Here is a 24,061-nt window from a genome sequence, read left to right on the forward strand (position 1 = left end):
GCTGTTAATCTTAATGCAACCGGTTTTTGCCAGGGGCAGTCCCTCTGCGCCTCAACATCCCGACTTTCTGCCCGACTACGACACGATTCTGGCAGAGAAGATCGCCCTGACGCCACTCGCCTTCAGCGATGAGAGCCGTGCCCTGTTTGAAGCTGCGATTAATTCGCCTACCGCGTCACCCATCGCATTGCACAGTGAAACCGGCAGCGTAGGCACCATCCCCTTGGGAAAACGCTATCGGGCTGGCGTTGACCTGCCCATCGCCCCCTCCTTAACCACCGGGCCGGTGGCGCAGTATGCGGTTGATCCGCAGCAGATGAACTGTCTGCAATGTGACTACAGCGATCAGCAGAGCCGTGAGCAGAGCGCCAGCGTCGGCTGGCGCATTGATTCGCAGCAGGGATGGATATCGCCCTGGGCGCAGCTGAGTTATCACTATTTGCTGGCAGACACGCCGCAGAATCCCCCGCGTGAGGCGACGAACGGCGCGGGTCAGTCCGACGGCATCGATCTGAGCATCGGTGCACAAATGCCGCTGAACGATAATCTGGCGGCTTTCGCCGCGTTTTCACAAAGCGAAGCGCTGAATAACCAGGAGCAGCAACTTTACACCTTTGGCTTCAGCGCCAGCTTCTGACCGGGGCATGAAAAGAGAAAGGGAATCGGGCGTTTAAAATATAATGAGTCTGATAATCATTATACTGGTAACACTATGCGCAACGATTTGACAATTGTTGGCCGCGAAATAGCGGTCTTCATACTGGCAGCACTCTTTCTCGCTCTGATGATATTGCCCATCTATATTGATGTGGCCTGGATGAATGATGGGCTGCACGAAACTTCTTTTACTGAAACCACCCAGGAAATCATGCTGGCGGTGATTGCCGCCCTGTTCTTTATTGCGGCCCAGCGCCGTCCGGCTCAGCGCGGTGCGCTGACCTTAGTGGCAGGCTTCTATAGCTGTATGCTGATCCGTGAGCTCGACTTTGTGTTTGATGCCATCCAGCATGGCAGCTGGATCTGGTTCGCTCTGGCGGTGACGGCCGGTTGTCTGGCCGTCGCGCTGCGAACGCCGAAAAAAACCCTGCACGCGCTGGCCAGGCTGCTGCAACACCGCAGCTGGCCGGTGATGGCCTCCGGCTTTTTAGTGGTGCTGGTCTTCTCCCGCCTGTTTGGTATTCATGCGTTGTGGCAGCACCTGATGCTGGGGGATTACAACCGCGTGGTGAAAAACATGGCCGAAGAGGGTACCGAACTGCTGGGTTACGGCCTGTGCTGGCTGGCTTCGGTTCGCTATTTATGGCAGACCCGTCCGGCCGCCGCGGCTGTCAGCGTGCGCGCCACCGAATCTGCTCCGGCCCGTCACGCCACTTCGCCGGTTACCTCGCACTAATTTGCGGTCGTGCTTTTTAAGCGATCCGCACCCTCAAAACAGGTACAATAAACACTTCTGCGTCGGCGACAGGTTCCCGGCGCAAGGTGTTCGTTAACCTCAGGTCTTTTCATGTCAGCTAAAATCTTAACTTCAACGCTCATTGGCCTGGATGCCTTCCGACAGGATCCGCTGACTGCCCTGCAGCAGGCGGAAAAGGGCACGCTGGCGATATTAGATAATTATGCGCCAGTGATGTACGCCATCACGCCGGCGCGCCTGGCTGAGCTGCTGGCGCTGGAAGCCGCTGCCCGGCAGCCAAATGATGTCGCGCTCGATGACAGCCTGTATGACGATACCCCCGCCGCGATCCATACACCGGCAGGCAAGTTCGCCATGCATCAGGGCTGGCAGCCGGATGCCGACTTTACGCGCCAGGCCGCGATCTGGGGTGTGGCACTGGGCGAACCGGTGACCCCCAGCGAGCTGGCGGCCTTTGTGGCTTACTGGCAGGCGGAAGGCCGGATGTTCCATCATGTACAGTGGCAACAGAAGCTGGCACGCAGCATTCAGATGAACCGTGCCGCAAACGGCGGGCAACCAAAGCGTGATATCACGCAGTTGCCTGATCCTGACCGTACCATTCCCGATGGTTTCCGAGGTGAATGATGAAAACGCCAGATGATCTCTTTAACCGTCTCAAAAGAATGATGCCTGCGGGCACCCGTCCCAAATTTGCCAATGGCGAAGAGCTGCTGGCGTGGAATCAGGAGCAGGGTCGCCTGCGTTCAGAGGCGATTGTGCGTGAGAACCGCGCAATGAAAATGCAGCGCGTGATGGGCCGTTCCGGCATTCGCGAGCTGCACATGAACTGCTCGTTTGATAATTACCGGGTAGAGAACGAGGGACAGCGCAAAGCGCTGGAGCTGGCGCGTCAGTATGCCGCCGAATTTGATGGCAGCATCGCCAGCTTTGTCTTTTCAGGCCGTCCTGGCACCGGTAAAAACCATCTGGCCGCCGCGATTGGCAATGACCTGATTCTGCGCGGCAAAAGCGTGCTGATCGTGACGGTCGCCGATTTGATGTCGAGCATGAAGGGCACCTTCAGCGGCAGCAGCGGCATTACCGAAGAACGGCTGATTCAGGATCTCAGCAGTGTTGATCTGCTGGTGATTGATGAGATCGGTATGCAGAGCGAATCGCGCTACGAAAAAGTGATTATCAACCAGATTGTCGATCGCCGTTCTTCATCGAAGCGTCCGACCGGCATGTTATCCAACCTCGACCATGCGGGCATGAATGCACTGCTGGGCGAACGCGTTATGGATCGTATGCGCCTCGGCAACAGCCTGTGGGTCCGTTTCGACTGGGAAAGCTACCGCAGCCGGGTGCGCGGTGACGAATATTAATCGGACGGCAGATTGCCCGCGACAACCAACCCACAGCCAAATTATACGCTGTCGCGAGGCTCAATCGGTCTGACGCTGCGGGCATCGCGTTTAACGAAACGGCCCTTGCCTCTCAATAAAGAGGCTGCGGGTTATAGGGCTTGGCAGGTTGTTCCGATACCGTAGCATCTGCCTGACGTCCCGCCCTGTGGCTGCATAGATACGCGACTCAGGGATGTTATTGCTCTTTTCCCTGCCCTTTAATGCGCGATGGCAGCATTACCGCTCAGACTGCGGTACCGAGCGCGCGCTCTTCGTCAGGGGATGTTGTTGTGTGAAACAGCACGCAAAGTGGGGGAGGAAGAATACGTATGGGCTGATACACTCAATTCTTACTCCTCTGTTGAGTGAATCCGTAATGAAAACGAACGGCAAAGGCCCTGCACTACTGCGACTGAATAACCAGAAACGGGTGATGACTCAGCTGCGTAAACTGCGCGTCACGTCGCGTCAGGATCTGGCGGAAACGCTGACCCTCAGCAAAAACACCGTCTCATTAATCATTGATGATCTGCTTGAGCGGGATCTGATAGAGGAACTGGGGCCGGTCAGCGTGGCGGCCGCTGGGCGGCCTAAAATCGGGATTACATTGCGGCCGGAAAAACTCAAAAGCGCGGGCGTCATGGTGGAACGCAATGTTATTCACTGGCGGGTCTGCGACTACTTTTCTCAGCTGCTGGCTGAAGCGACGCTGCGCACCGATACCAGTAACCCGACGCGACTGCTGGCTGAGCTGGCCATGCTGTGCCGGGAACTAATCGAGCGTTATCCCGATTTGCTCGGCATTGGCATTGGCTTCCCCGGCATTGTGGATCCCCGGCGCGGCTGGATGCATCTTTCAACGCATCTCGACTGGCAGGATGTTGATCTGCTGAGCGCCCTGCGTAAGCACGTCCGTCTGCCCATCCGCATTATGAACAATGTCAAAGCCGCTGCGCTACTGGCTGTAGAGCAGCGTGGATTATCTGTGGAGAGCGGTCACTTTTATCTGCGCATTTCAGAGGGGATCGGCGGCGCACTGGTACAGCATGGAGAAGTGTTCACCGGGCACTGCTGGACAGCGGGAGAGGCGGGCCATGTGGTTGTCCAGCCCGATGGCCCGCGTTGCAGTTGCGGCCGCCGGGGATGCCTGGAAGCCCTGGTCAGCCAGCCTGCGGTTAAACAGCAGCTTGCGCAGCGTCAGCCAGGCCTGAGCTGGCAGAACCGTGACAGCGCACCGCGTGTGGTGGATGAGGTAATGGCGCAGGCGGGTGGCTATCTGGGCACAGTACTGAGTCAGATCATGCTGTTGCTCAATCCCGCCACCATCATCATTGATTGTCCGTGGAACGCCAGTGAGCGCTTTTGCAAAGCGGTGCGCGACACCACCCATGGCAACGCGCTGGCCTTTACCGCCGCGCATACCCAGCTGCATTTTCCGGAAAACCGGATTGATTCGGCCAATGGGCTGGCGCTGGCGGTGCTGGAGCAGAGTGAGCAGCGCGTAGGGTGAGCGTGCCCCCGCTGCCTGCCCTCGTTTTATGATCGCGTCTCACCCACCGGTGCGCTTATCCGTTCGCCCGCTTCATGCGGGTCGATATTAAACTTCTCCAGCACGCACGCGTGAATTTTCTCCAGCGGCACCCCAGCCGTTTCCGGCAGATATCGGAAAGTGAAGAAGTACATAGCCAGTGAAAACAGCGCGAACAGTAACAGCGGGAAGCCACCGTGGAAAATCTCAAGCAGGAAAGCGTTGCTGTTCAGGATCGGGAATGTGGTGCTGATGACAAAATTCGCCATCGACATGGCACAAATGGAGATGCCGACACAAATTGATCGGATCTCTGTCGGAAACAACTCGCCCAGTACGGTCCAGACAATCTGTCCCCAGGTCATACCAAAGAAAACCATATAGGCAAACAGACCCACCACCGCCAGCAAGCCGGGTAAATGGTAATAGAAAGCGATAAAGGTGTAGGCAAGGAAAACAGCAGACGTGATCGCCCCCAGCAGCAGCAGCTTACGACGCCCGACTTTATCAATCAGCGCCATCCCTATCAGCACCCCAGCGAACTGACACACAGACAGCCAGAAGGTCTGGAGCAGCGCCGAATCGGTGCTGCCGGAAACATTTTTCAGCAACGTTGGACCGAAATACTGAATCACATTGATGCCGCTAATCTGATTGCCTACCGCCAGGCCAATACCGATGATGAGCAACGGCAGCGTGGTTTTGTTCAGGCGGAATCGGGATTTATGGCGGGTCGCCGCTTCATCAGAGAAAGAGCGTTTAATCTCATTGAAAACGCTGCGGGCATGGGCCGGGTCAGAAATCTTGCTCAGCGTATCCAGCGCCTCTTTGTCTTTGCCTTTCAGAACGTTCCAGCGTGGTGACTCCGGTATAAAAGCAATGAAAAAGATAAACAACGCACAGGGCACCAGCGCGGTTGCCAGAATATAGCGCCAGCCTATCTCTACCATCGCCTCGGGCAGCATCGATTTATTAATGAAGTAGTTGGTCAGCAGTACCACCGATTGCCCACCCACGCAGCAGACCGCATAGAGCGCGCTGGTGCGACCACGAAACTTCGACGGTGAAAGCTCCGCCAGATAGATCGGCGAGATCACTGAAGCCAGCCCAATCGCTAATCCGCCGAGAATACGAAAGGCGACAAACGTGAAAAAGTTATGGGCGATGGCGGTACCCACCACCGAAACAGTAAACAGCAGCGCCGTGATAGCGAGCGATTTTTTGCGGCCAAATTTGTCGCTCAGCTTTGGCGCAATAAAGCAGCCAACCAGACTGCCTAACAGGATGTTTGACACTGCCCAGCCGGTTTCTGCCGGGGTAAGCTGGAAATAGTCACTGAGCGGCTCAATGGCGCCAGAGATAATCGACGAGTCATAGCCCATCAGCAGGCCACCAAAAGCGGCGACAGTGCAACAGAGCATGACATATTTCATGTTGTAACGTTTTTGCCGGGTTTCCATTTTTCAGGCTCCTTTTCTCTACTGCCTGAGCCGTATCGGTTCAGAAAGAGGAGGCGTGATTGTCAGAGGTTCAGGAACTGCAGCGATCAGATACCAATGAAATATATTTTCTAAATGGAATAATTTGGATTAATTTTTTCGAAAGTGTGAAGCAGGTTGGAAAAAATGACAGAATTGCTGAGGCAGCTATTAATAAAAATGCTTATTAATCAGAATTATAATTATATAAACAGGATTAAAATGGGTGGCCCATTAACGTTAAAAGTCTTACGGCATAAGATACATCACCTGAAGCGTCCTGCATCAGCCGAAAGAATTTCACACCAGCATTGCGACTGACCTGCTGATTTATAAGCATTTGATCACAGCCCGATTTACCGTCCACGTTGATCGCCTCAGCTGGTCCGGACAGCCTCAGATTCAAGATCGATTCGCCGCGATGAAATATAATTTCCATCCAGACGCTTTTATGAAAAACCCAACGTTGTTTATTCTGGTCTGCCGTTAAAGCAGGTTTTCGCCAAAATGCTGACGATACTCTTTCGGCGTGGTGTCGTAGCTTTTGCGGAAGACTGAATAGAAGTATTGCAGCGAAGGATAGCCGCACATCTGTGAGATCTCATTGATGTTAATCGACGAAGAAGCAAGCAACTCGCGCGCTTTTTCCAGTTTTTCGCGGTGGATCATCGCATGGAGGGTGTCGCCGGTCTCATCCCGAAAACGTTTTTCCAGGTTAGAGCGCGACAGCCCGACCGCATCCAGCACCTGCTCCACTTTAATCCCCTTACAGGCATTGAAGCGGATGTAGTGCATCGCCTGAATCACCGCGGGATCGCGCAGCGAACGGAAGTCGGTAGAGCGCCGAGCGATAACTTTTACTGGCGGTACCAGTATGCGTTGAAGCGGCAGGAACGGCTTATCCAGCAGCCGATGCAGCAATTTGGCTGCCTGATAGCCCATCTGTCGCGATCCCTGTGCCACCGAAGAGAGCGCCACGCGCGACAGATAGCGGGTCAGTTCCTCATTATCAATTCCGATCACCGTAAGCTTCTCCGGAACCGGTATTTTCAGGTGTTCGCACGCCTGCAACACATGTCGCGCCCGCGAATCAGTGACGGCAATAATGCCGCTTTGCGGCGGCAGCGTCTGCAGCCAGTCAGCAAGCCGGTTCTGAGCGTGCTGCCAGTTTTCCGGCGCGGTTTCTATGCCCTGATAGACCACGCCCTGATAGCGTTCACGTCCCACCAACTGGCGGAACGCCAGTTCCCGCTCCTGCGCCCAGCGCTTGCCGCTGGAGGTCGGTAAACCATAAAAGGCAAAGCGGTTGATGCCCTTCTCTTTCAGATGCAGAAAGGCTTTCTCCACCAGCGCGGCGTTGTCAGTGGCAATGTAATGCACCGGAGGATAATCGTCCTGCCGGTGGTAAGAGCCGCCGACGCCAACAATTGGTACAGAGACATTCGACAGCAGGGTTTCGATGGAGCGATCGTCGTAATCAGCAATCACCCCATCGCCCAGCCATTCACGGATGTTGTCGATGCGGCAGCGGAAATCTTCTTCGATGAAGATATCCCAGTCAGTCTGCGACGCCTGCAGATACTCTCCGACGCCCTCCACAACCTGACGGTCGTACACTTTGTTGGCGTTAAACAACAGCGTAATGCGATAGCGTTTATCATGCATGGTGGCGCGTTCCCTTTAATCCTCAGCGCATTGCATACCACGGCTGAAAGGGGCAAAAAAATTGTTTTCGCCACAATGTGATCGCCCGCGCGATTACACCCGACGCCGCGTTGCGGTATCCATCCATACAGCCAGCAGCAGAATCGCGCCTTTGACGATGTACTGCCAGAAGGTCGGCACATCCATCATACTCATGCCGTTATCCAGCGAGGCCATGATAAAGGCTCCCATTACCGCACCCGCCACTGAACCTACGCCGCCCGCCAGACTGGTGCCGCCAATCACGCAGGCGGCGATAGCATCCAGTTCCGCAATGTTACCCGCCGACGGCGAGCCTGCGCCCAGCCGTGAACTGAGGATCAGCCCGGCAATCGCCACCATCACGCCATTGATGGCAAACACTGCCAGTTTGGTGCGCGCCACGTTAATGCCAGACAGACGGGCAGCATCAATGTTGCCGCCGATGGCGTAGATACGACGGCCAAATGCGGTGCGGGTGGCCATAAACATGCCCGCCAGCAACAGGACTGCCAGCAGTAAAACCGGGGTGGGCACGCCGCGATAATCGTTGAGTAACCAGATAGCACCCAGCACTAAGATCGCAGTGATCGCCTGACGCCCTACTGTACCGCTGGCTGCGCCTTGCGCCAGCCCGAGCTGCTGACGACGCAGCCGCAGCCGCCACTGCCACAGCATAAACAGCACCAGACCGGCAAAGCCAAAGCCGAAGCCGACGCCGCCCGGCAGATAACTCTGACCAATCTGCGACATGCCCGGCGTAATCGGCGCAACCGTAGTGCCATCGGTAATCCCGACCAGAATGCCGCGGAAAGCCAGCATCCCCGCCAGCGTCACGATAAACGAAGGCACTTTACGGTAGGCCACCCACCAGCCATTCCAGGTGCCAAGCAGTAGCCCCATCACCAGCGTCACCACGATGGTCAGCGGCAGCGGCCAACCGAGCCAGACATCAAATATTGCCGCTGCGCCGCCCAGCAGCCCCATCATAGAGCCCACCGACAGGTCGATCTCCGCAGAGATAATAACGAACACCATACCGACCGCCAGAATACCGGTGATAGCGGTCTGGCGCAGCAGGTTGGAGACATTACGCGCACTGAGCCACGCGCCATCGGTGGTCCAGGTAAAGAACAGCGCGATCATTACAATCGCGCCCAGCATTACCAGAACCTGCAGATTGGGCAGTGAGAACCTGACCGGTGACGGTTTGCCCGGCGTGCCGGAAAGGCGGCTTTGAGTCGTTTCACTTTTAAGCATATTGTTCACTCCGCAGGGCAGCTTCCATCACCTGCTCCTGAGTCAGGTTATCGTTAATCAAATCAGCTTTGATCTGCCCTTCATGCATCACCAGCACCCGATCGCTCAGGCCCAGCACTTCCGGCAGCTCAGATGAAATCACAATCACCGCGATACCCTGCTGAACCAGCGCATTGATCAGCAGGTAGATCTCCTGGCGTGCGCCCACATCAATGCCGCGTGTGGGTTCATCCAGGATCAGGATTTTTGGATTGAGCAGCAGGCACTTCGCCAGAATCGCTTTCTGCTGGTTACCGCCGCTTAACCGGCCAATCGGCAGGTCCGATGAGGAAGTTTTGACTCGCAGCCGGCTGATAGCGTCGTTAATCGCCCGCTGCTCCAGCGCTTCATCCAGCGTCGAGAGTCGGTGGCTGAACTGGTCCAGCGCCGCCAGGGTAATATTTTTGCCCACCGCCATCAGCGGCACGATGCCATCCTTTTTGCGATCTTCCGGCACCATGGCGATGCCGTGCGCAATAGCGGCGCGGCAATCGGTGATACTGACCGGTTGGCCATTGATCCAGATATCACCCTGCCAGCGCCCCGGCCAGACGCCAAACAGACACTGCACCATTTCGGTTCTGCCCGCCCCCACCAGCCCGGCGATGCCGAGGATTTCACCGCGTCTGAGCGTGAACGAAACATTATTAACGCGGCGGATGTGGCGGTTGATCGGATGCCAGGCCGTGAGGTTCTCGACCTTTAATATCACATCGCCAATCTGATGAGGTGCGTGGGGATACAGCGCGGTCAGCTCACGTCCAACCATCAGGGTGATAATGTCATCTTCGCTCAGACCGGCTGCCGGATGGGTAGCGATATGCTGGCCGTCACGAATCACGCAGATCGTGTCAGAGATCGCCTTAACCTCATTCAGCTTGTGCGAGATATAGATGCAGGCGATACCGTGTTCACGCAGATTACGGATGATGCCAAGCAGCACATCCGTCTCCTGCTCCGTCAGAGACGAGGTCGGCTCATCCAGAATCAGCAGCCGGACCTGTTTGTTAAGGGCGCGGGCGATCTCTACCAGTTGCTGCTGGCCCAGCCCTAACTCACCTACACGGGTCGCGGGAGAGACGTTCAGCCCGACCCGCACCAGCAGTTGCTGGCAGCGCAGGGTCATGGTTTCGTCATCTACGATGCCGAAACGGCTCAGTTCGGCACCGAGGAAAATGTTCTCCATTACCGTGAGTTGCCGCACCAGCGCCAGCTCCTGATGAATAATCACAATGCCTTTACGCTCGGTATCGCGAATGGTCTGCGCTTGAATGTCGTCGCCAGAGAAGTGAATCTGCCCTTCAAAATCGCCGTGCGGATAGAGTCCACACAGGATTTTCATCAGCGTCGATTTGCCTGAGCCATTCTCACCGCACAGCGACATCACTTCGCCCGCCTCAAGTTGCAGGCTGACATCATTCAGCGCCTTCACCGCACCGAAACGCTTGGTGATGTTTTTCATTTCCAGCAGCATCGATTGTTCTCCCTCACGCTACGCGCGGTCAGAGTTCGCTCTGTTTGTGGAAACCGTCTTTCACCACGGTGCTTTCAATATTGTCTTTGTTGACCGGAATAGGCTTCAGGAGCCGTGACGGCACCGCTTTCAGGCCATTGTTAAGCGTGCTGTTACTGGCGGGTGTTTTGCCATCGCCCAGCTCGACGGCAATGTTCGCCGCTTCGGTGGCGAGCGCGGTGATCGGTTTGTAAACCGTCATCGTCTGGGTGCCCGCTTTGATACGCTTAATCGCGGCTAAATCAGCATCCTGACCGGAGATCGCTACTTTTCCTGCCAGCCCCTGCGCGCTCAGGGCCTGAATCGCGCCGCCTGCAGTGGCATCGTTAGAGGCCACCACTGCATCAATATGGTTGCCATTAGCAGTCAGCGCGTTTTCCATAATTTTCAGCGCATTTTCCGGCAGCCATGCATCGACCCACTGATCGCCAACAATTTTAATGCTGCCGTTATCAATAGACGGTTTTAAAACTTTCATCTGTCCGGCGCGAAACAGACGGGCATTATTATCTACAGGTGATCCGCCCATTAGAAAATAGTTGCCCTTGGGCACCTGTTTCACCATGCTTTCAGCCTGCAATTCGCCCACTTTTTCATTATCAAAAGAGATGTAAAAATCGATATCAGCATTATTTATCATTCGGTCATAGGCCAGGACTTTAATGCCTTCCCGTTTCGCTTCAGCGACAACATTACTCAATACCTGACCGTTATAGGGAATAATCACCAGCACATCGACACCGCGGTTGATCATATTTTCAATCTGCGACATCTGGGTTTCTTCGTTGCCGTTCGCTGACTGAACAAACACCTTCGCGCCCAGCGTCTCAGCGTGTTTAACGAAAATATCGCGGTCTTTCTGCCAGCGCTCAAGGCGCAAATCGTCAATCGCCATGCCGATCTTCACTTCTTTTGCCACGCTGGTCTGGCTGAACAGCGTGAGCGCCGCGCAGATGGCTAACAGTGCATGTTTCATTTTCATTGTGATCATCCTCTGAAGGGTGAGGCTATTGTCGTTTCAGGCCTATGAACCTGGCGGATGGATTGTTGTTCTTATTTTCCTGCCACAGCAATTACTGATTTTTATCCGGCCATTACGTTTTTTGGTTTATTTCATTTTTTATGAGCGCGATCGAGGTTTCATCTTTTTCGGATAAGAGAATGACAATGATAAACCGACAGGTAAATAGCATTATTTTGCGAGCCAGCACACAAATAATAATTATCTGACACCCGTAATGAAATATCGTAATTGAGCTGAGGTAACAGCCAATATCAAATATTGCTTCAACGCAGACCATCCGGGTACTGATGCTAAGGAGCAAACCATGCACGCTTATTTCGATCAGATCGATCGGGTTCGTTATGAAGGCACCCAGTCGACGCATCCTCTCGCTTTCCGCCACTACAATCCCGATGAGGTAATCCTCGGCAAGACCATGGCGGAGCATCTGCGCTTTGCCGCCTGTTACTGGCACACCTTCTGCTGGAACGGCGCGGATATGTTTGGTGTCGGCGCCTTTGATCGTCCGTGGCAGAAAAGCGGAGATGCGCTGCAGCAGGCAAAACTGAAAGCGGATGTCGCCTTTGAGTTTTTCCATAAACTGAATGTGCCGTGGTACTGCTTCCATGACGTTGATGTCTCACCAGAAGGTGATTCGCTGCGCAGCTATAAAGAAAACTTTGCCGCCATGACCGATAAACTGCTGGAGAAACAGCAGGAGACCGGCGTAAAGCTGCTGTGGGGCACGGCCAACTGCTTTACTCATCCGCGCTACGGTGCCGGTGCTGCGACCCATCCCGATCCTGAGGTCTTTGCCTGGGCCGCGTCACAGGTCTGCAGCGCCATGCAGGCCACCAAAACCCTGGGCGGGGAAAACTATGTGCTGTGGGGCGGACGCGAAGGCTATGAAACCCTGCTGAATACCGATCTACGCCAGGAGCGCGAGCAGATTGGCCGCTTTATGCAGATGGTGGTCGAGCATAAACATAAAATTGGCTTCCAGGGGACGCTGCTGATTGAACCGAAACCGCAGGAGCCGACCAAACATCAGTATGACTACGATGTCGCCACGGTTTATGGCTTCCTGAAACAGTTCGGACTGGAAAAAGAAATTAAGGTTAACGTTGAAGCGAACCACGCCACGCTGGCCGGCCACTCTTTTCATCATGAAATTGCTACCGCCATTGCGCTGGGTATTTTTGGTTCGGTGGATGCCAACCGCGGCGATCCGCAGTGCGGCTGGGATACCGATCAGTTCCCGGTCAGCGTGGAAGAGAATGCGCTGGTGATGTACGAAATCCTTAAAGCGGGTGGCTTTACCACCGGCGGCTTAAACTTTGATGCCAAAGTACGTCGTCAGAGCACCGATAAATATGATCTCTTCTACGGTCATATTGGCGCAATGGATACGATGGCGCTGGCGCTGAAAGTGGCGGCTCGCATGATCAGCGACGGTGAACTTGATAAGCGCGTGGCACAGCGCTACAGCGGCTGGAATGGTGAGTTCGGTCAGCAAATATTGAACGGTGAGTTTTCACTGGAGGCACTGGCGGCGCATGCTCAGCAGCAGCAGCTTAATCCGAAGCATCAGAGCGGACGTCAGGAGCAGCTGGAAAATCTGGTGAATCACTACCTGTTTGATTTCTAACCCTTCAGGAGCAGAGCATGTTTATCGGGATCGATTTAGGCACCTCTGGCGTGAAAGTAGTGCTGATGGATGCACAAGGCAACGTGGTGGCGACAGAGACGGCACCGCTGCAGGTTTCGCGTCCGCAGCCATTGTGGAGCGAGCAGGATCCCGAAAGCTGGTGGCAGGCGCTGGATTCGGTCATGCAGGCGCTGAGCGCGCAGCAGAACCTGCGCGCGGTGCAGGCTATCGGGCTGAGCGGACAGATGCATGGTGCGACGCTGCTCGACAGCGCTAACCAGGTATTACGTCCGGCCATGCTCTGGAATGATGGGCGCAGTGAGGCGCAGTGTCGTGAGCTGGAGCAGAAGGTGCCGGATTCGCGGGCGATCACCGGCAACCTGATGATGGCCGGCTTCACGGCCCCCAAGCTGCTGTGGGTGCAGCAACATGAACCGGCCATCTTCCGTCAGGTTGCTCACGTGCTGTTGCCCAAGGATTACCTGCGCTGGCGAATGAGCGGCGACTTTGCCACCGATATGTCAGATGCCGCAGGCACGATGTGGCTGGATGTGGCGCAACGTGACTGGAGCGATGTGATGCTGCGCGCCTGCGATCTCAGCCGTAATCAGATGCCGCAACTCTATGAAGGCAATGCCCTGACCGGCACTTTACATGCCGAACTGGCCAGCCGCTGGCAGATGAACGCGGTACCGCTGGCGGCGGGCGGGGGCGACAATGCTGCGGGTGCAATTGGCGTCGGTATGACCAAACCGGGCCAGGGAATGCTGTCGCTGGGCACCTCTGGCGTCTACTTTGTGGTGAGCGACGGCTATCTCAGTAACCCTCAGCGCGCGGTACACAGCTTCTGCCATGCGTTACCGCAGCGCTGGCATCTGATGTCGGTGATGCTCAGCGCGGCTTCCTGTCTGGACTGGGCAGCGACGCTAACCGGTTGCAGGGATGTTCCTGAACTGCTGGCTGAGGCGGAGCGCGCACGCGATGAGGTGCCCGGACTGTGGTTTCTGCCCTACCTTTCCGGTGAACGCACGCCGCATAACAACCCCAATGCCAGAGGCGCATTCTTTGGTTTTACCCACCAGCATGGCCGTCCCGAGCTGGCACGATCGGTGCTGGAAGGCGTGGGATTTGCCCTTGCGCAGGGCATGGATGCGCTGCATGACTGTGGCGTTCAGCCAGAGAGTATTATGTTGATTGGCGGCGGCGCACGCAGTGCGCTGTGGCGTCAGATGCTGGCGGACATCAGTGGCCAGACGCTGGATTACTGCCACGGCGGGGAAGTTGGCCCGGCACTGGGTGCCGCAAGGCTGGCGCAGCAGGCACGGGATGCACCGGTCACCATCCCGACCCCGGCGCTGGTGCAGCGACATCAACCGGATTCGGGCAAGATGGCGCATTATCAGTCGCGTCGGGAGACCTTTGCGATTCTGTATCAACAGCTTCTGCCACTGATGAAGTAAATCAGCGAGGACAGTTCTGGATTTAAAGAGCCTGTTAACGCCCCCCTGGCATTGAATGCCAGGGGGGTCGTTAATGCAGAAAAGGTGATCGTAAACCTTGTTACTGACCCGGAATGGCTGGGATATCACTTACCCAGCCACACTATCACAGCAGCATCAGCCAATGGCGCCCAGCGTATCATCCTGACCCTGTTTCTTCGGCAGCAGGAACAACGTCGCCGCAATATCCAGCAGATAAATCAGTGCCAGCAGGGTAATCGCCGCCGTGAATGAGAACTGGCTCGCCAGCAGACCAATCACCACCGGACCAAAGCCGCCCACCCCGCGGCCAAGGTTGAACAGGACGTTTTGCGCAGTGGCACGCACCTGCGGCGGGAAGGTATCGGAAATCAGCGCGCCGTAGCCGCCAATCATGCCGTTAACAAACATCCCCATGATCGCGCCGGTAAACAGCATGATATTCGGGTCGCGCAGCTGAGCATAAACCACCACCATCACCACAGCGCCGAACTGATAGAGCAGGAAGATTTTCCAGCGCGCAAATCGGTCAGCCAGCACGCCAAACAGCCAGATGCCAAAGGTCATCCCGACCACGGTCACCGCAGTCCAGAGGCCCGACTTCGTCAGGCTGAAACCAAAGCTGGAAGAGAGGTAGCTCGGCATCCAGATCATCAGCCCGTAGTAACCAAAATTCTGTACTGAACAGAGAATAAAAATACCGAGGCTGGCTTTGGCGGTGGCGCGATCGCGCACCAGCAGCTTCAGGCGCGCCGGAAAAGAGAGAGACGGCACATGTTTAACCTGCCTTTGATAGGCCTCCGGTTCTCCCATGCCGCGACGAATGGCAAACGAGACCAGCGCCGGTAATAATCCGACCAGGAACATGCCGCGCCAGCCGATGATATTAAGCAGCGGTGGCGTGATAAAGGCTGCCATCAGCACCCCCAGCTGCCAGCCGATACCGACCCACGCCGATGCGCGATTGCGCTTCTCAACAGGCCAGGCTTCAGCAATCAGTGCCATACCGATACCAAATTCGCCCCCCAATCCGACACCCGCTAGCGTTCGCCAGGCGAGCAGATCCCAGTAGCCCTGCGCCACCGCGCACAGGCCGGTAAAGATCGAGAAGACCAGAATCGTGACGGTAAGCATGCGGATACGACCATAACGGTCGCTGAGGTGACCGAAGACAATGCCACCGATAACCGCGCCAATCAGCGTCCAGGTCACCAGCGATCCCGCCTGTGAGGGATCGAGCGCCAGCGAAACGCTGATAGCCGGCAGCATAAAGCCGAGTATCAGCAGGTCAAATCCATCCATGGCATAACCGCTGACCGCAGCCAGCATCGCTTTGCCTGGTGTTACACCCGGCTTAGCGTGGGGAGAAGGGGACATCGTTGCGCACCTCAGAGAGAAAAGTGCCGCAATTATAAAGAGAGTTCAGGATGTGACCAATTGAAAAGGCTAAACCCTGCACCGATCAGCCGCAGGGTTCAGTTTTTCACGAAGGGCGGTTGCTGCCGTCGTCGCCTGACAGTAATTCATCAAGCCGGTCACCGCCAATGTGACGAAAATCCTGACCTTTGACGAAATAGAAGATGATTTCGCAGATGTTCTGGCAACGATCGCCGATGCGCTCAATGGCACGCGCACAGAACAGCGCCGTCAGCACACTGGGAATGGTGCGCGGATCCTCCATCATGTAAGTCATCAGCTGACGCACAATGCCTTCGTACTCTTTATCCACCTTTTTATCTTCCCGGTAGATGGTGATCGCTTCAGTGAGATCCATGCGTGCAAAGGCGTCCAGCACGTCATGCAGCATCTGCACGGTGTGACGACCCAGCGACTCAAGGCTCACCAGCAGCGGAAGATGCTGCTGGCCAAACTTCTCCAGCGCCGTGCGGCTGATCTTCTCCGCCACGTCGCCAATGCGTTCCAGCTCGGAAATAGTTTTGATGATTGCCATTACCAGGCGCAAATCGATCGCGGTTGGCTGACGTTTGGCGATGATACGCACGCAGGCTTCATCAATCTCCACCTCCATCATATTGACCTTCTGGTCGCCGTCGATTACCCGCTGCGCCAGTTCGCCATCCAGATTATGCATCGCGGTAATCGCATCGGTTAGCTGCTGCTCGACCATGCCGCCCATGATCATCACCTGGGTGCGAATATGCTCCAGCTCGGCATTGAACTGACCGGAGATGTGCTTATTCAGATTCAGATTATCCATGTCGATCTCCTGTCGTATCAGCCGTAGCGGCCAGTAATGTAGTCTTCGGTTTGCTTCTGCGCGGGCTTGGTGAACAGCATGTCGGTGTCGCTGAACTCAATCAATTCGCCCAGATACATGAAAGCCGTATGGTCAGAACAGCGTGCAGCTTGCTGCATGTTGTGCGTCACGATCACCACGGTGTAATCCTGTTTCAGCTCGGTGATCAGCTCCTCAATACGGCCAGTGGAGATGGGATCAAGTGCGGAGCATGGCTCATCCAGCAGTAATACTTCCGGCCGAATCGCGATACCGCGGGCAATGCACAGTCGCTGCTGCTGGCCGCCGGAGAGACTGTAACCGCTCTGATGCAGCTTGTCTTTGGTTTCATTCCACAGCGCCGCTTTGGTCAGCGCCCACTGTACGCGCTCATCCATATCGGCACGCGACAGCTTTTCAAACAGGCGAACGCCAAAGGCGATGTTGTCATAGATCGACATCGGGAACGGCGTAGGCTTCTGAAATACCATGCCAACGCGGGCGCGCAGCAGCGCGATATCCTGCTGTGTCGCCAGAATGTTTTCGCCATCCAGCAGAATGTCTCCTTCGGCCCGTTGCTCAGGATAGAGTGAGTACATTTTATTGAAGGTACGCAGCAGGGTCGACTTACCACAGCCCGATGGCCCAATAAACGCGGTCACCTGATTCTTAGCGATATCCAGATTAATGTTCTTCAGCGCATGAAACTTGCCGTAATAGAAGTTCAGATTACGGACCTGAATTTTATCGGCTGATGCCGTCGCGATACTCATCATTCATCTCTCTTATACGGTGCCGCACAGGGCCGCGCCGGAAGTTAACCGTGTTTACCTTTGGCGAAGATCACCCGCGCCACAATATTCAGCAGCAGCACACAGAGGGTAATAATCAGCACGCCTGCCCAGGCCAGGCTCTGCCATTCGGCGAACGGGCTCATAGCGAACTTAAAGATGGTGACTGGCAGATTCGCCAGCGGCTGCATCATATCGGTGCTCCAGAACTGGTTCGACAGCGCCGTAAACAGCAGCGGTGCCGTTTCCCCTGCGATGCGGGCAATCGCCAGCAGCACGCCGGTGATGATGCCGGATACCGACGCTTTCAGGGTGATGGCCGAGATCATTTTCCATTTGGGCGTGCCGAGCGCATAGGCCGCTTCACGCATGCTGTCTGGCACCAGACGCAGCATATTTTCGGTGGTACGAATCACAATCGGCACCTGCAACAGCGCCAGCGCAATCACCCCGGCCCAGCCGGAGAAGTGCTGCATCTGCGACACCACCAGGGTGTAGACGAACAAGCCGACCACAATGGAGGGTGCCGACAGCAGAATGTCGTTAATAAAGCGGATCACTTCTGACAGGGCCGATTTACGTCCATATTCCGCCAGATAGATGCCTGCCATGATGCCCAGCGGTGTGCCGAAAAAAGTAGACCAGAAAATCAGCAATCCACTACCGGCCAGAGCGTTAGCCAGCCCGCCACCTGCAGTATTGGGTGGTGGCGTTGATTCGGTAAACAGGGACCAGGAGAGTCCATCTACGCCGCGCGATACGGTGGTGAACAGGATCCACACCAGCCAGAACAGGCCAAACGCCATGGTCAGCAGCGACAGCGTCAACGCAATCTTATTTTTGGTGCTGCGCCAGGACTGCATTTTACGGCGTGATGCGTCCAGTTCGGCGCGCGCCTGAATTTCAATTGTGGTCATGAGCGCGCTCCTTCACTTTTCGCCAGCCGCATAATCATCAGCTTTGAAATTGCCAGCACGATAAAGGTAATCACAAACAGGATCAGTCCCAGTTCCATCAGCGCGGCGACATGCACGCCCGATTCCGCTTCGGCAAACTCATTGGCCAGCGCCGAGGTAATGCTGTTACCCGGCATAAACAGCGACGGGCTGTCGAGCTGGTAGGTGTTACCGATAATAAAGGTCACTGCCATGGTCTCACCCAGTGCACGACCCAGTCCCAGCATCACGCCGCCAATCACGCCATTTTTGGTAAAGGGCAGGACAATGCGCCAGATCACTTCCCACGTGGTGCAGCCGATGCCGTAGGCTGACTCTTTCATCATCACCGGGGTCTGCTCAAAGACGTCACGCATCACCGAGGCGATGTAAGGGATGATCATGATCGCCAGAATCACTCCCGCTGCAAGGATACCAATACCGAAAGCGGGGCCGGAGAAAAGCTCGCCGATAATCGGAATGCCCGACATCACGTCGTTAACCGGCGTCTGAAAATATTCGGCAAACAGCGGCGCGAAAACAAACAGGCCCCACATGCCATAAACGATACTCGGGATAGCGGCCAGCAGCTCAATGGCGGTGCCCAGCGGGCGACGCAACCAGCCTGGCGCGAGTTCAGTCAGGAACAGCGCGATACCAAAACTCACCGGCACGGCGATAATCAGGGCGATGATGGAGGTCACAAGGGTGCCATAGATCGGTACCAGTGCGCCGAATTGTTCGTTAGGCGCATCCCAGGTTTTGGTCCACAAAAAGGCGAAACCAAACTTCTGGATGCTGGGCCACGAGGAGATGATCAGGGAGACAATAATGCCGCCCATCAGTAACAGAACAATCAGCGCAGCCAGCCTGACCAGCGCGCCAAAAATCCTGTCACCTTGTTTACCTGGGGCTTTGAATGCCGGCTTCGTTGCAGCCATAGAAGTCTCAGTCTTCAGAAGTTATCAGGGCGGCATGACGCCGCCCGTTGGGTCAGACCAGACTGCTGTCCGGTCAGGGTCGATCAATTACTGATAAAGCGCTTTACCAGAACTGTCTTTGATGTTGGCTTTCCAGGCGGCGCGAATCTGTTCAGTCACGCTCTCTGGCAGCGCAGCATAGTCCAGCGCGGTGGCGGTTTTGCTGCCGCTTTTATAAGCCCAGTCGAAGAACTTCAGCACTTCAGCGCCTTTGGCCGCATTCGCCTGATCTTTGTAGATCAGAATGAAGGTGGTTGAGGAGATTGGCCAGGCACCCGCGCCCTTCTGGAAGGTCAGATCCTGTGCGAATGATTTACTCCAGTCAGCGCCTTTAGCGGCATTGCTGAAGCTGGTTTCGCTCGGCGCGACCGCTTTGCCATCGGCATCGATCAGTTTCGTGTAGGTCAGGTTGTTCTGTTTGGCATAGGCGTATTCCACATAGCCGATTGAACCCGGCAGACGCTGAACAAATGCGGCGACACCGTCGTTACCTTTACCGCCCAGACCCACCGGCCAGTTTACGGTGTTACCTTTACCAATTTTGCTGTTCCACTCCGGGTTCACTTTTGCCAGATAGCTGGTAAAGACGAACGAGGTGCCTGAACCGTCGGCGCGACGCACCACGTTGATGTTGGTCTCTGGTAGTTTTACGCCTGGGTTAAGTTTGGCGATCGCCGGATCATTCCACTTTTTGATGGTGCCGAGATAGATATCACCCACGGTTTTGCCATCCAGTGTCAGCTGGCCTGACTTGATACCCGGCAGGTTAACCGCCAGTACCACGCCACCGATCACGGTAGGGAACTGGAACAGGCCATTTTTCTGCAGATCTTCATCTTTCATTGGCGCATCGGACGCACCGAAATCAACGGTCTTGGCAATGATCTGTTTAACGCCGCCAGATGAACCGATGCCCTGGTAGTTAACTTTGCTACCGGTGGCTTGCTGATATTCTGCTGCCCACTTGGCATAAACCGGCGCCGGGAACGTCCCGCCTGCACCGGTGAGATCGGTGGCCGCAAAAGCAGATACCGCGCTTACGGCGAAAGTGGTGGCGAGGATTCGGGCTACGGTGCTACGCATCAGTGTCATGTTCCCTCCGGGGGAGAAAAGTCAGGCTCAGGGCCGTTTTAGTAAGAGTCTGTGATTGCTGCAGGAGGGAAAATAGGACAGTTTGATGACAGTGAAATGTACGAAATATGACAGTTATATGACAGAGGGCCAGAATGAAGTGGGCCCGCGACGGGGCCCACCGGGTTATTCCACGGTCACCGATTTTGCCAGGTTACGAGGCTGATCGACGTCAGTGCCTTTGATCAGGGCGACGTGATAGGAGAGTAACTGCAACGGCACGGTGTAGAAGATGGGCGCAATCACCTCTTCAACGTGCGGCAACGGGATAATCTTCATCCCGTCACAGTCACTGAAGCCCGCATCCTGATCGGCAAACACATAGAGCAGACCACCGCGTGCGCGCACCTCTTCGATGTTGGATTTGAGCTTCTCCAGCAATTCGTTGTTAGGTGCGACCACGATCACCGGCATGTCAGCATCAATCAGCGCCAGCGGGCCATGTTTTAGCTCACCTGCGGCATAGGCTTCCGCATGAATGTAGGAGATCTCCTTGAGCTTCAGCGCCCCTTCCATGGCAATGGGGTATTGATCGCCACGACCGAGGAACAGCGCATGATGCTTGTCAGAGAAGCCTTCTGCCAGATTCTCAATCAGCTTATCCTGCGCCAGCATCTGCTCAATCCGGTTAGGCAATGCCTGCAGGGCATGAACAATCTCATGCTCAGTGTCGGCAGACATTCCTTTAAGACGGCCCAGTTTCGCCACCAGCATCAGCAGCACCGCTAACTGGGTGGTGAACGCTTTGGTGGAGGCGACGCCGATTTCGGTGCCCGCTTTGGTCATCAGCGCCAGGTCAGATTCCCGCACCAGTGACGAACCGGCCACGTTGCAGACTGCCAGCGACCCCAGATAACCCAGCTCTTTTGAGAGGCGCAGCGCCGCCAGGGTATCTGCCGTTTCACCCGATTGCGACAGGGTAATCAGCAGGCTGTTTTTGCGAACGGCTGATTTGCGATAGCGGAACTCTGAGGCGATCTCCACATCACAGGGCAGGTTTGCCAGTGACTCAAACCAATAGCGTGACACCATGCCGGAGTTGTAGGAGGTGCCGCAGGCGATAATCTGGATATGCTCAACCTGACTCAGCAGCGCTTCAGCGCCCGCGCCCAGTTCGCTGAGATCAACCTGCCCCTGGCTAAACCGACCACTCAGGGTGCTTTTCAGCGCCATCGGCTGTTCGTAGATCTCTTTCTGCATATAGTGACGGTAAATGCCTTTGTCACCGGCATCATATTGCACGTTCGACTCGATTTCGGCACGTGTCACGGTATTGCCTTCACGATCAATCACTGTGACATCACGACGACTGATTTCGGCAATATCACCCTCTTCCAGATAGATGAACCGGCGGGTCACTGGCAGCAGGGCCAGCTGATCCGAGGCGATAAAGTTTTCGCCTACACCACGGCCAATCACCAGCGGGCTGCCGGAACGGGCCGCCACCAGCAATGAGGGATCGCGGCTGTCCATGATCACCATGCCATAGGCACCGCGTAGCTGCGGAATCACACGCAGCACCACTTCACGCAGTGAACCGCCCTGCTTCTGCTCCCAGTGAATTAGATGCGCCACCACTTCGGTGTCGGTTTCAGAGGCAAAGACGTAGCCGCGTTCGATCAGTTCAGCGCGCAGCGGCTCATGGTTTTCAATGATGCCGTTGTGCACGATGATGATATGCTCTGAGACATGCGGATGCGCATTCGCTTCTGACGGCTCACCATGGGTTGCCCAGCGCGTGTGCGCGATGCCGGTGCCACCGATCAGCGGCTGCTGTTCAGCGGCTTCCGCCAGTTTCTGCACTTTCCCTAAACGCCGCAGGCGCGTGACGTGCCCCTGACGATCGACCACGGCCAGACCGGCCGAATCATATCCGCGATATTCAAGACGACGCAGACCTTCCAGCAGAATCTCTGCGATATCGCGTTGCGCTACTGCACCAACAATTCCACACATAATGATGTTTTCCTGACTACATGGCTTTTCGCCACTTCTGTTGTCATGCGACCTGATATCCGGCTTTGCCGGTTCCCCGAGCCTTGTAGAGAGTGGGGATTATAGTTTTGGCACTGCACTGCATCGGCCCGCATAAAGCGGGCCGTTTAAAAATTTATTTTTTCTTCATCGGACGCTGCCAGTCCGCTTTGTGATTCTGCTCTTTACGGTTATAGACCAGACCCGCCTGGGTTACATCTTTCATGATGGTGGTGCCTGCCGCAATGGTGGTGCCTGCCGCGACGCTGACCGGAGCCACCAGCTGGGTATCTGAGCCTACAAATACGTCATCGCCAATCACGGTTTTGAATTTGTTCGCGCCATCATAGTTGCAGGTGATAGTGCCTGCACCGATGTTCACGTTGTCGCCAATCTCCGCATCGCCAAGATAGGAGAGGTGACCCGCTTTCGATCCCCTGCCCAGACGCGCTTTCTTCATTTCAACGAAGTTGCCCACGTGGGCAGCGTGGGCCAGTTCGCTGCCTGGACGCAGACGGGCAAAAGGCCCAACGGTACAGGCGGTGGCGAGATGTGCATCCTCGATCACCGACCAGGGGCTGATTTCACAGTCATCGCCAATCACGCTGTTTTTGATGATGCAGCCCGCGCCGATTTTGACGCGCGCGCCCAGCGTGACCTGGCCTTCAATAATGACATTGGTGTCGATTTCAACATCCCGCCCATGCGTCAGCGTCCCGCGCAGGTCAAAACGGGCCGGATCGCGCAGCATCACGCCTGCCAACAGCAGTTTTTCTGCCTGTTCAGCCTGGTAAGTGCGCTCTAATGTTGCCAGCTGCAGCCGGTTATTCACCCCATCGGTTTCACTAGTACGTGCCGGATGGACCGCGTTGATCAGCCGACCGTCCTTATGTGCCAACGCGATGATATCGGTGATGTAATACTCACCCTGAGCATTATTGTTGGTGAGCTGGGCCAGCCAGCGTTTTAAATCGCCGCCGTTGGCGATCAGAATGCCGGTGTTGATCTCTTTAATGGTGAGCTGCGCCGGGCTGGCATCTTTCTGTTCGATAATGCCGGTGATGGTGTCGTTCTCACGCACAATGCGGCCATAGCCGGTAGGATCATCCAGTACCACGGTAAGTAAGCCAATACCGCCCTGGGGTTTTGCTTCGCGCAGACGCTGTAATGTCGCCTGCGAGATCAGTGGCACGTCCCCGTAAAGCATCATGATATCTTCATCATCTGCGAAGGCGGGAGCAGCCTGCTGCATGGCGTGGCCGGTGCCGAGCTGCTCGGCCTGCAGCACCCAGTTAAGTGTGCTGTCAGTGAGGGTCGCTTTCAGACGATCGCCGCCATGACCATACACCAGATGCACCTGCTGTGCACCCAGCCCTTTGGCTGCATCAATAACGTGCTGAACCATCGGTTTGCCTGCCAGCATATGCAGAACTTTAGGCAGATCGGAATACATACGGGTGCCCTTGCCAGCGGCAAGAACCACCACACTCATCGCACTGTTAGACATAACTATCCTGAGTGAATTTTTTACGAGTGAAAGTAAAACGGTTTGGGGTTGAGATTACTACATTTTTCTCAGGTC

General features: G+C 55.7%; 22 protein-coding genes. 8 read left to right on the forward strand and 14 right to left on the reverse strand.

Annotated features, from left to right (window positions below; all coding sequences use genetic code 11):
- Positions 1–13: 13 nt before the first annotated feature.
- The 5 genes from WFO64_RS15690 (at position 14) to WFO64_RS15710 (ending at position 4,312) form a co-directional block, all read left to right on the forward strand.
- On the forward strand, positions 14–637 hold the full coding sequence (locus tag WFO64_RS15690; RefSeq protein ID WP_337013015.1) for an autotransporter: 624 nt from the start codon (positions 14–16) through the stop codon (positions 635–637).
- A 75-nt stretch (positions 638–712) separates the two neighbouring features.
- Positions 713–1,393: a hypothetical protein gene (locus WFO64_RS15695; protein ID WP_337013016.1), complete on the forward strand. Its 681-nt coding sequence runs from the start codon at positions 713–715 to the stop codon at positions 1,391–1,393.
- A gap of 111 nt (positions 1,394–1,504) precedes the next feature.
- Complete coding sequence (gene dnaT, locus WFO64_RS15700; RefSeq protein ID WP_337013017.1) at positions 1,505–2,041, forward strand: primosomal protein DnaT; 537 nt, start codon at positions 1,505–1,507, stop codon at positions 2,039–2,041.
- The gene (gene dnaC, locus WFO64_RS15705) at positions 2,041–2,781 is read left to right on the forward strand and encodes a DNA replication protein DnaC (RefSeq protein WP_033734618.1); all 741 of its coding nucleotides are present in this window, start codon (positions 2,041–2,043) and stop codon (positions 2,779–2,781) included. The genes dnaT and dnaC overlap by 1 nt, the downstream gene beginning before the upstream one ends.
- Before the next feature lie 397 nt (positions 2,782–3,178).
- Complete coding sequence (locus WFO64_RS15710; RefSeq protein WP_337013018.1) at positions 3,179–4,312, forward strand: ROK family protein; 1,134 nt, start codon at positions 3,179–3,181, stop codon at positions 4,310–4,312.
- Positions 4,313–4,338: 26 nt separating this feature from the next.
- On the opposite strand, the gene WFO64_RS15715 is transcribed toward WFO64_RS15710, so the two are convergent.
- Positions 4,339–5,790 (reverse strand): sugar porter family MFS transporter, encoded by a 1,452-nt coding sequence (locus WFO64_RS15715; protein ID WP_337013019.1) that lies wholly within the window; start codon positions 5,788–5,790, stop codon positions 4,339–4,341.
- A 59-nt stretch (positions 5,791–5,849) separates the two neighbouring features.
- Between WFO64_RS15715 and WFO64_RS15720 the strand changes: the two genes are divergently transcribed.
- Positions 5,850–5,999, forward strand: a complete 150-nt coding sequence (locus WFO64_RS15720) for a hypothetical protein (RefSeq protein WP_337013020.1) — start codon at positions 5,850–5,852, stop codon at positions 5,997–5,999.
- A 26-nt stretch (positions 6,000–6,025) separates the two neighbouring features.
- Here the strand turns inward: WFO64_RS15720 and WFO64_RS15725 are convergent, their stop codons facing one another.
- From WFO64_RS15725 to xylF, 5 genes are all read right to left on the reverse strand, one after another.
- Positions 6,026–6,247, reverse strand: a complete 222-nt coding sequence (locus WFO64_RS15725; RefSeq protein WP_337013021.1) for a hypothetical protein — start codon at positions 6,245–6,247, stop codon at positions 6,026–6,028.
- A 47-nt stretch (positions 6,248–6,294) separates the two neighbouring features.
- A complete protein-coding gene (xylR, locus tag WFO64_RS15730; RefSeq protein ID WP_337013022.1) occupies positions 6,295–7,473 on the reverse strand; it encodes a D-xylose utilization transcriptional activator XylR in 1,179 nt (392 codons plus the stop codon).
- Positions 7,474–7,566: 93 nt separating this feature from the next.
- The gene (gene xylH / locus WFO64_RS15735) at positions 7,567–8,751 is read right to left on the reverse strand and encodes a xylose ABC transporter permease XylH (protein WP_337013023.1); all 1,185 of its coding nucleotides are present in this window, start codon (positions 8,749–8,751) and stop codon (positions 7,567–7,569) included.
- Positions 8,744–10,264, reverse strand: a complete 1,521-nt coding sequence (locus tag WFO64_RS15740) for a xylose ABC transporter ATP-binding protein (protein WP_337013024.1) — start codon at positions 10,262–10,264, stop codon at positions 8,744–8,746. The genes xylH and WFO64_RS15740 overlap by 8 nt, the downstream gene beginning before the upstream one ends.
- Positions 10,265–10,292: 28 nt before the next feature.
- Positions 10,293–11,285, reverse strand: coding sequence for a D-xylose ABC transporter substrate-binding protein (gene xylF / locus WFO64_RS15745; protein ID WP_337013025.1), 993 nt, complete (start codon positions 11,283–11,285; stop codon positions 10,293–10,295).
- Between the two features lie 346 nt (positions 11,286–11,631).
- Between xylF and xylA the strand changes: the two genes are divergently transcribed.
- Positions 11,632–12,954: a xylose isomerase gene (xylA, locus tag WFO64_RS15750; protein ID WP_337013026.1), complete on the forward strand. Its 1,323-nt coding sequence runs from the start codon at positions 11,632–11,634 to the stop codon at positions 12,952–12,954.
- 17 nt (positions 12,955–12,971) lie between these two features.
- Positions 12,972–14,414 carry a xylulokinase gene (gene xylB / locus WFO64_RS15755; RefSeq protein ID WP_337013027.1) on the forward strand — a complete coding sequence of 481 codons (1,443 nt, stop codon included), beginning with the start codon at positions 12,972–12,974 and terminating at the stop codon, positions 14,412–14,414.
- 156 nt (positions 14,415–14,570) lie between these two features.
- On the opposite strand, the gene WFO64_RS15760 is transcribed toward xylB, so the two are convergent.
- The 8 genes from WFO64_RS15760 to glmU form a co-directional block, all read right to left on the reverse strand.
- Positions 14,571–15,809 carry an MFS transporter gene (locus WFO64_RS15760; protein WP_337013028.1) on the reverse strand — a complete coding sequence of 413 codons (1,239 nt, stop codon included), beginning with the start codon at positions 15,807–15,809 and terminating at the stop codon, positions 14,571–14,573.
- A gap of 106 nt (positions 15,810–15,915) precedes the next feature.
- The gene (gene phoU / locus WFO64_RS15765; protein ID WP_337013029.1) at positions 15,916–16,650 is read right to left on the reverse strand and encodes a phosphate signaling complex protein PhoU; all 735 of its coding nucleotides are present in this window, start codon (positions 16,648–16,650) and stop codon (positions 15,916–15,918) included.
- A gap of 17 nt (positions 16,651–16,667) precedes the next feature.
- Positions 16,668–17,441 carry a phosphate ABC transporter ATP-binding protein PstB gene (gene pstB / locus WFO64_RS15770; protein WP_337013058.1) on the reverse strand — a complete coding sequence of 258 codons (774 nt, stop codon included), beginning with the start codon at positions 17,439–17,441 and terminating at the stop codon, positions 16,668–16,670.
- Between the two features lie 44 nt (positions 17,442–17,485).
- Positions 17,486–18,376, reverse strand: a complete 891-nt coding sequence (gene pstA, locus WFO64_RS15775; protein WP_013359567.1) for a phosphate ABC transporter permease PstA — start codon at positions 18,374–18,376, stop codon at positions 17,486–17,488.
- The gene (pstC, locus tag WFO64_RS15780; protein ID WP_337013030.1) at positions 18,373–19,335 is read right to left on the reverse strand and encodes a phosphate ABC transporter permease PstC; all 963 of its coding nucleotides are present in this window, start codon (positions 19,333–19,335) and stop codon (positions 18,373–18,375) included. Before pstC ends, pstA begins: the two co-directional genes overlap by 4 nt.
- An 87-nt stretch (positions 19,336–19,422) precedes the next feature.
- Positions 19,423–20,466, reverse strand: a complete 1,044-nt coding sequence (pstS, locus tag WFO64_RS15785) for a phosphate ABC transporter substrate-binding protein PstS (protein WP_337013031.1) — start codon at positions 20,464–20,466, stop codon at positions 19,423–19,425.
- Positions 20,467–20,631: 165 nt separating this feature from the next.
- On the reverse strand, positions 20,632–22,461 hold the full coding sequence (glmS, locus tag WFO64_RS15790) for a glutamine--fructose-6-phosphate transaminase (isomerizing) (protein WP_337013032.1): 1,830 nt from the start codon (positions 22,459–22,461) through the stop codon (positions 20,632–20,634).
- A 154-nt stretch (positions 22,462–22,615) separates the two neighbouring features.
- Positions 22,616–23,986 (reverse strand): bifunctional UDP-N-acetylglucosamine diphosphorylase/glucosamine-1-phosphate N-acetyltransferase GlmU, encoded by a 1,371-nt coding sequence (gene glmU / locus WFO64_RS15795; RefSeq protein WP_337013033.1) that lies wholly within the window; start codon positions 23,984–23,986, stop codon positions 22,616–22,618.
- Positions 23,987–24,061: the final 75 nt, after the last annotated feature.

This window comes from Pantoea sp. AS142, assembly GCF_037152305.1.
Lineage (GTDB): Bacteria > Pseudomonadota > Gammaproteobacteria > Enterobacterales > Enterobacteriaceae > Pantoea.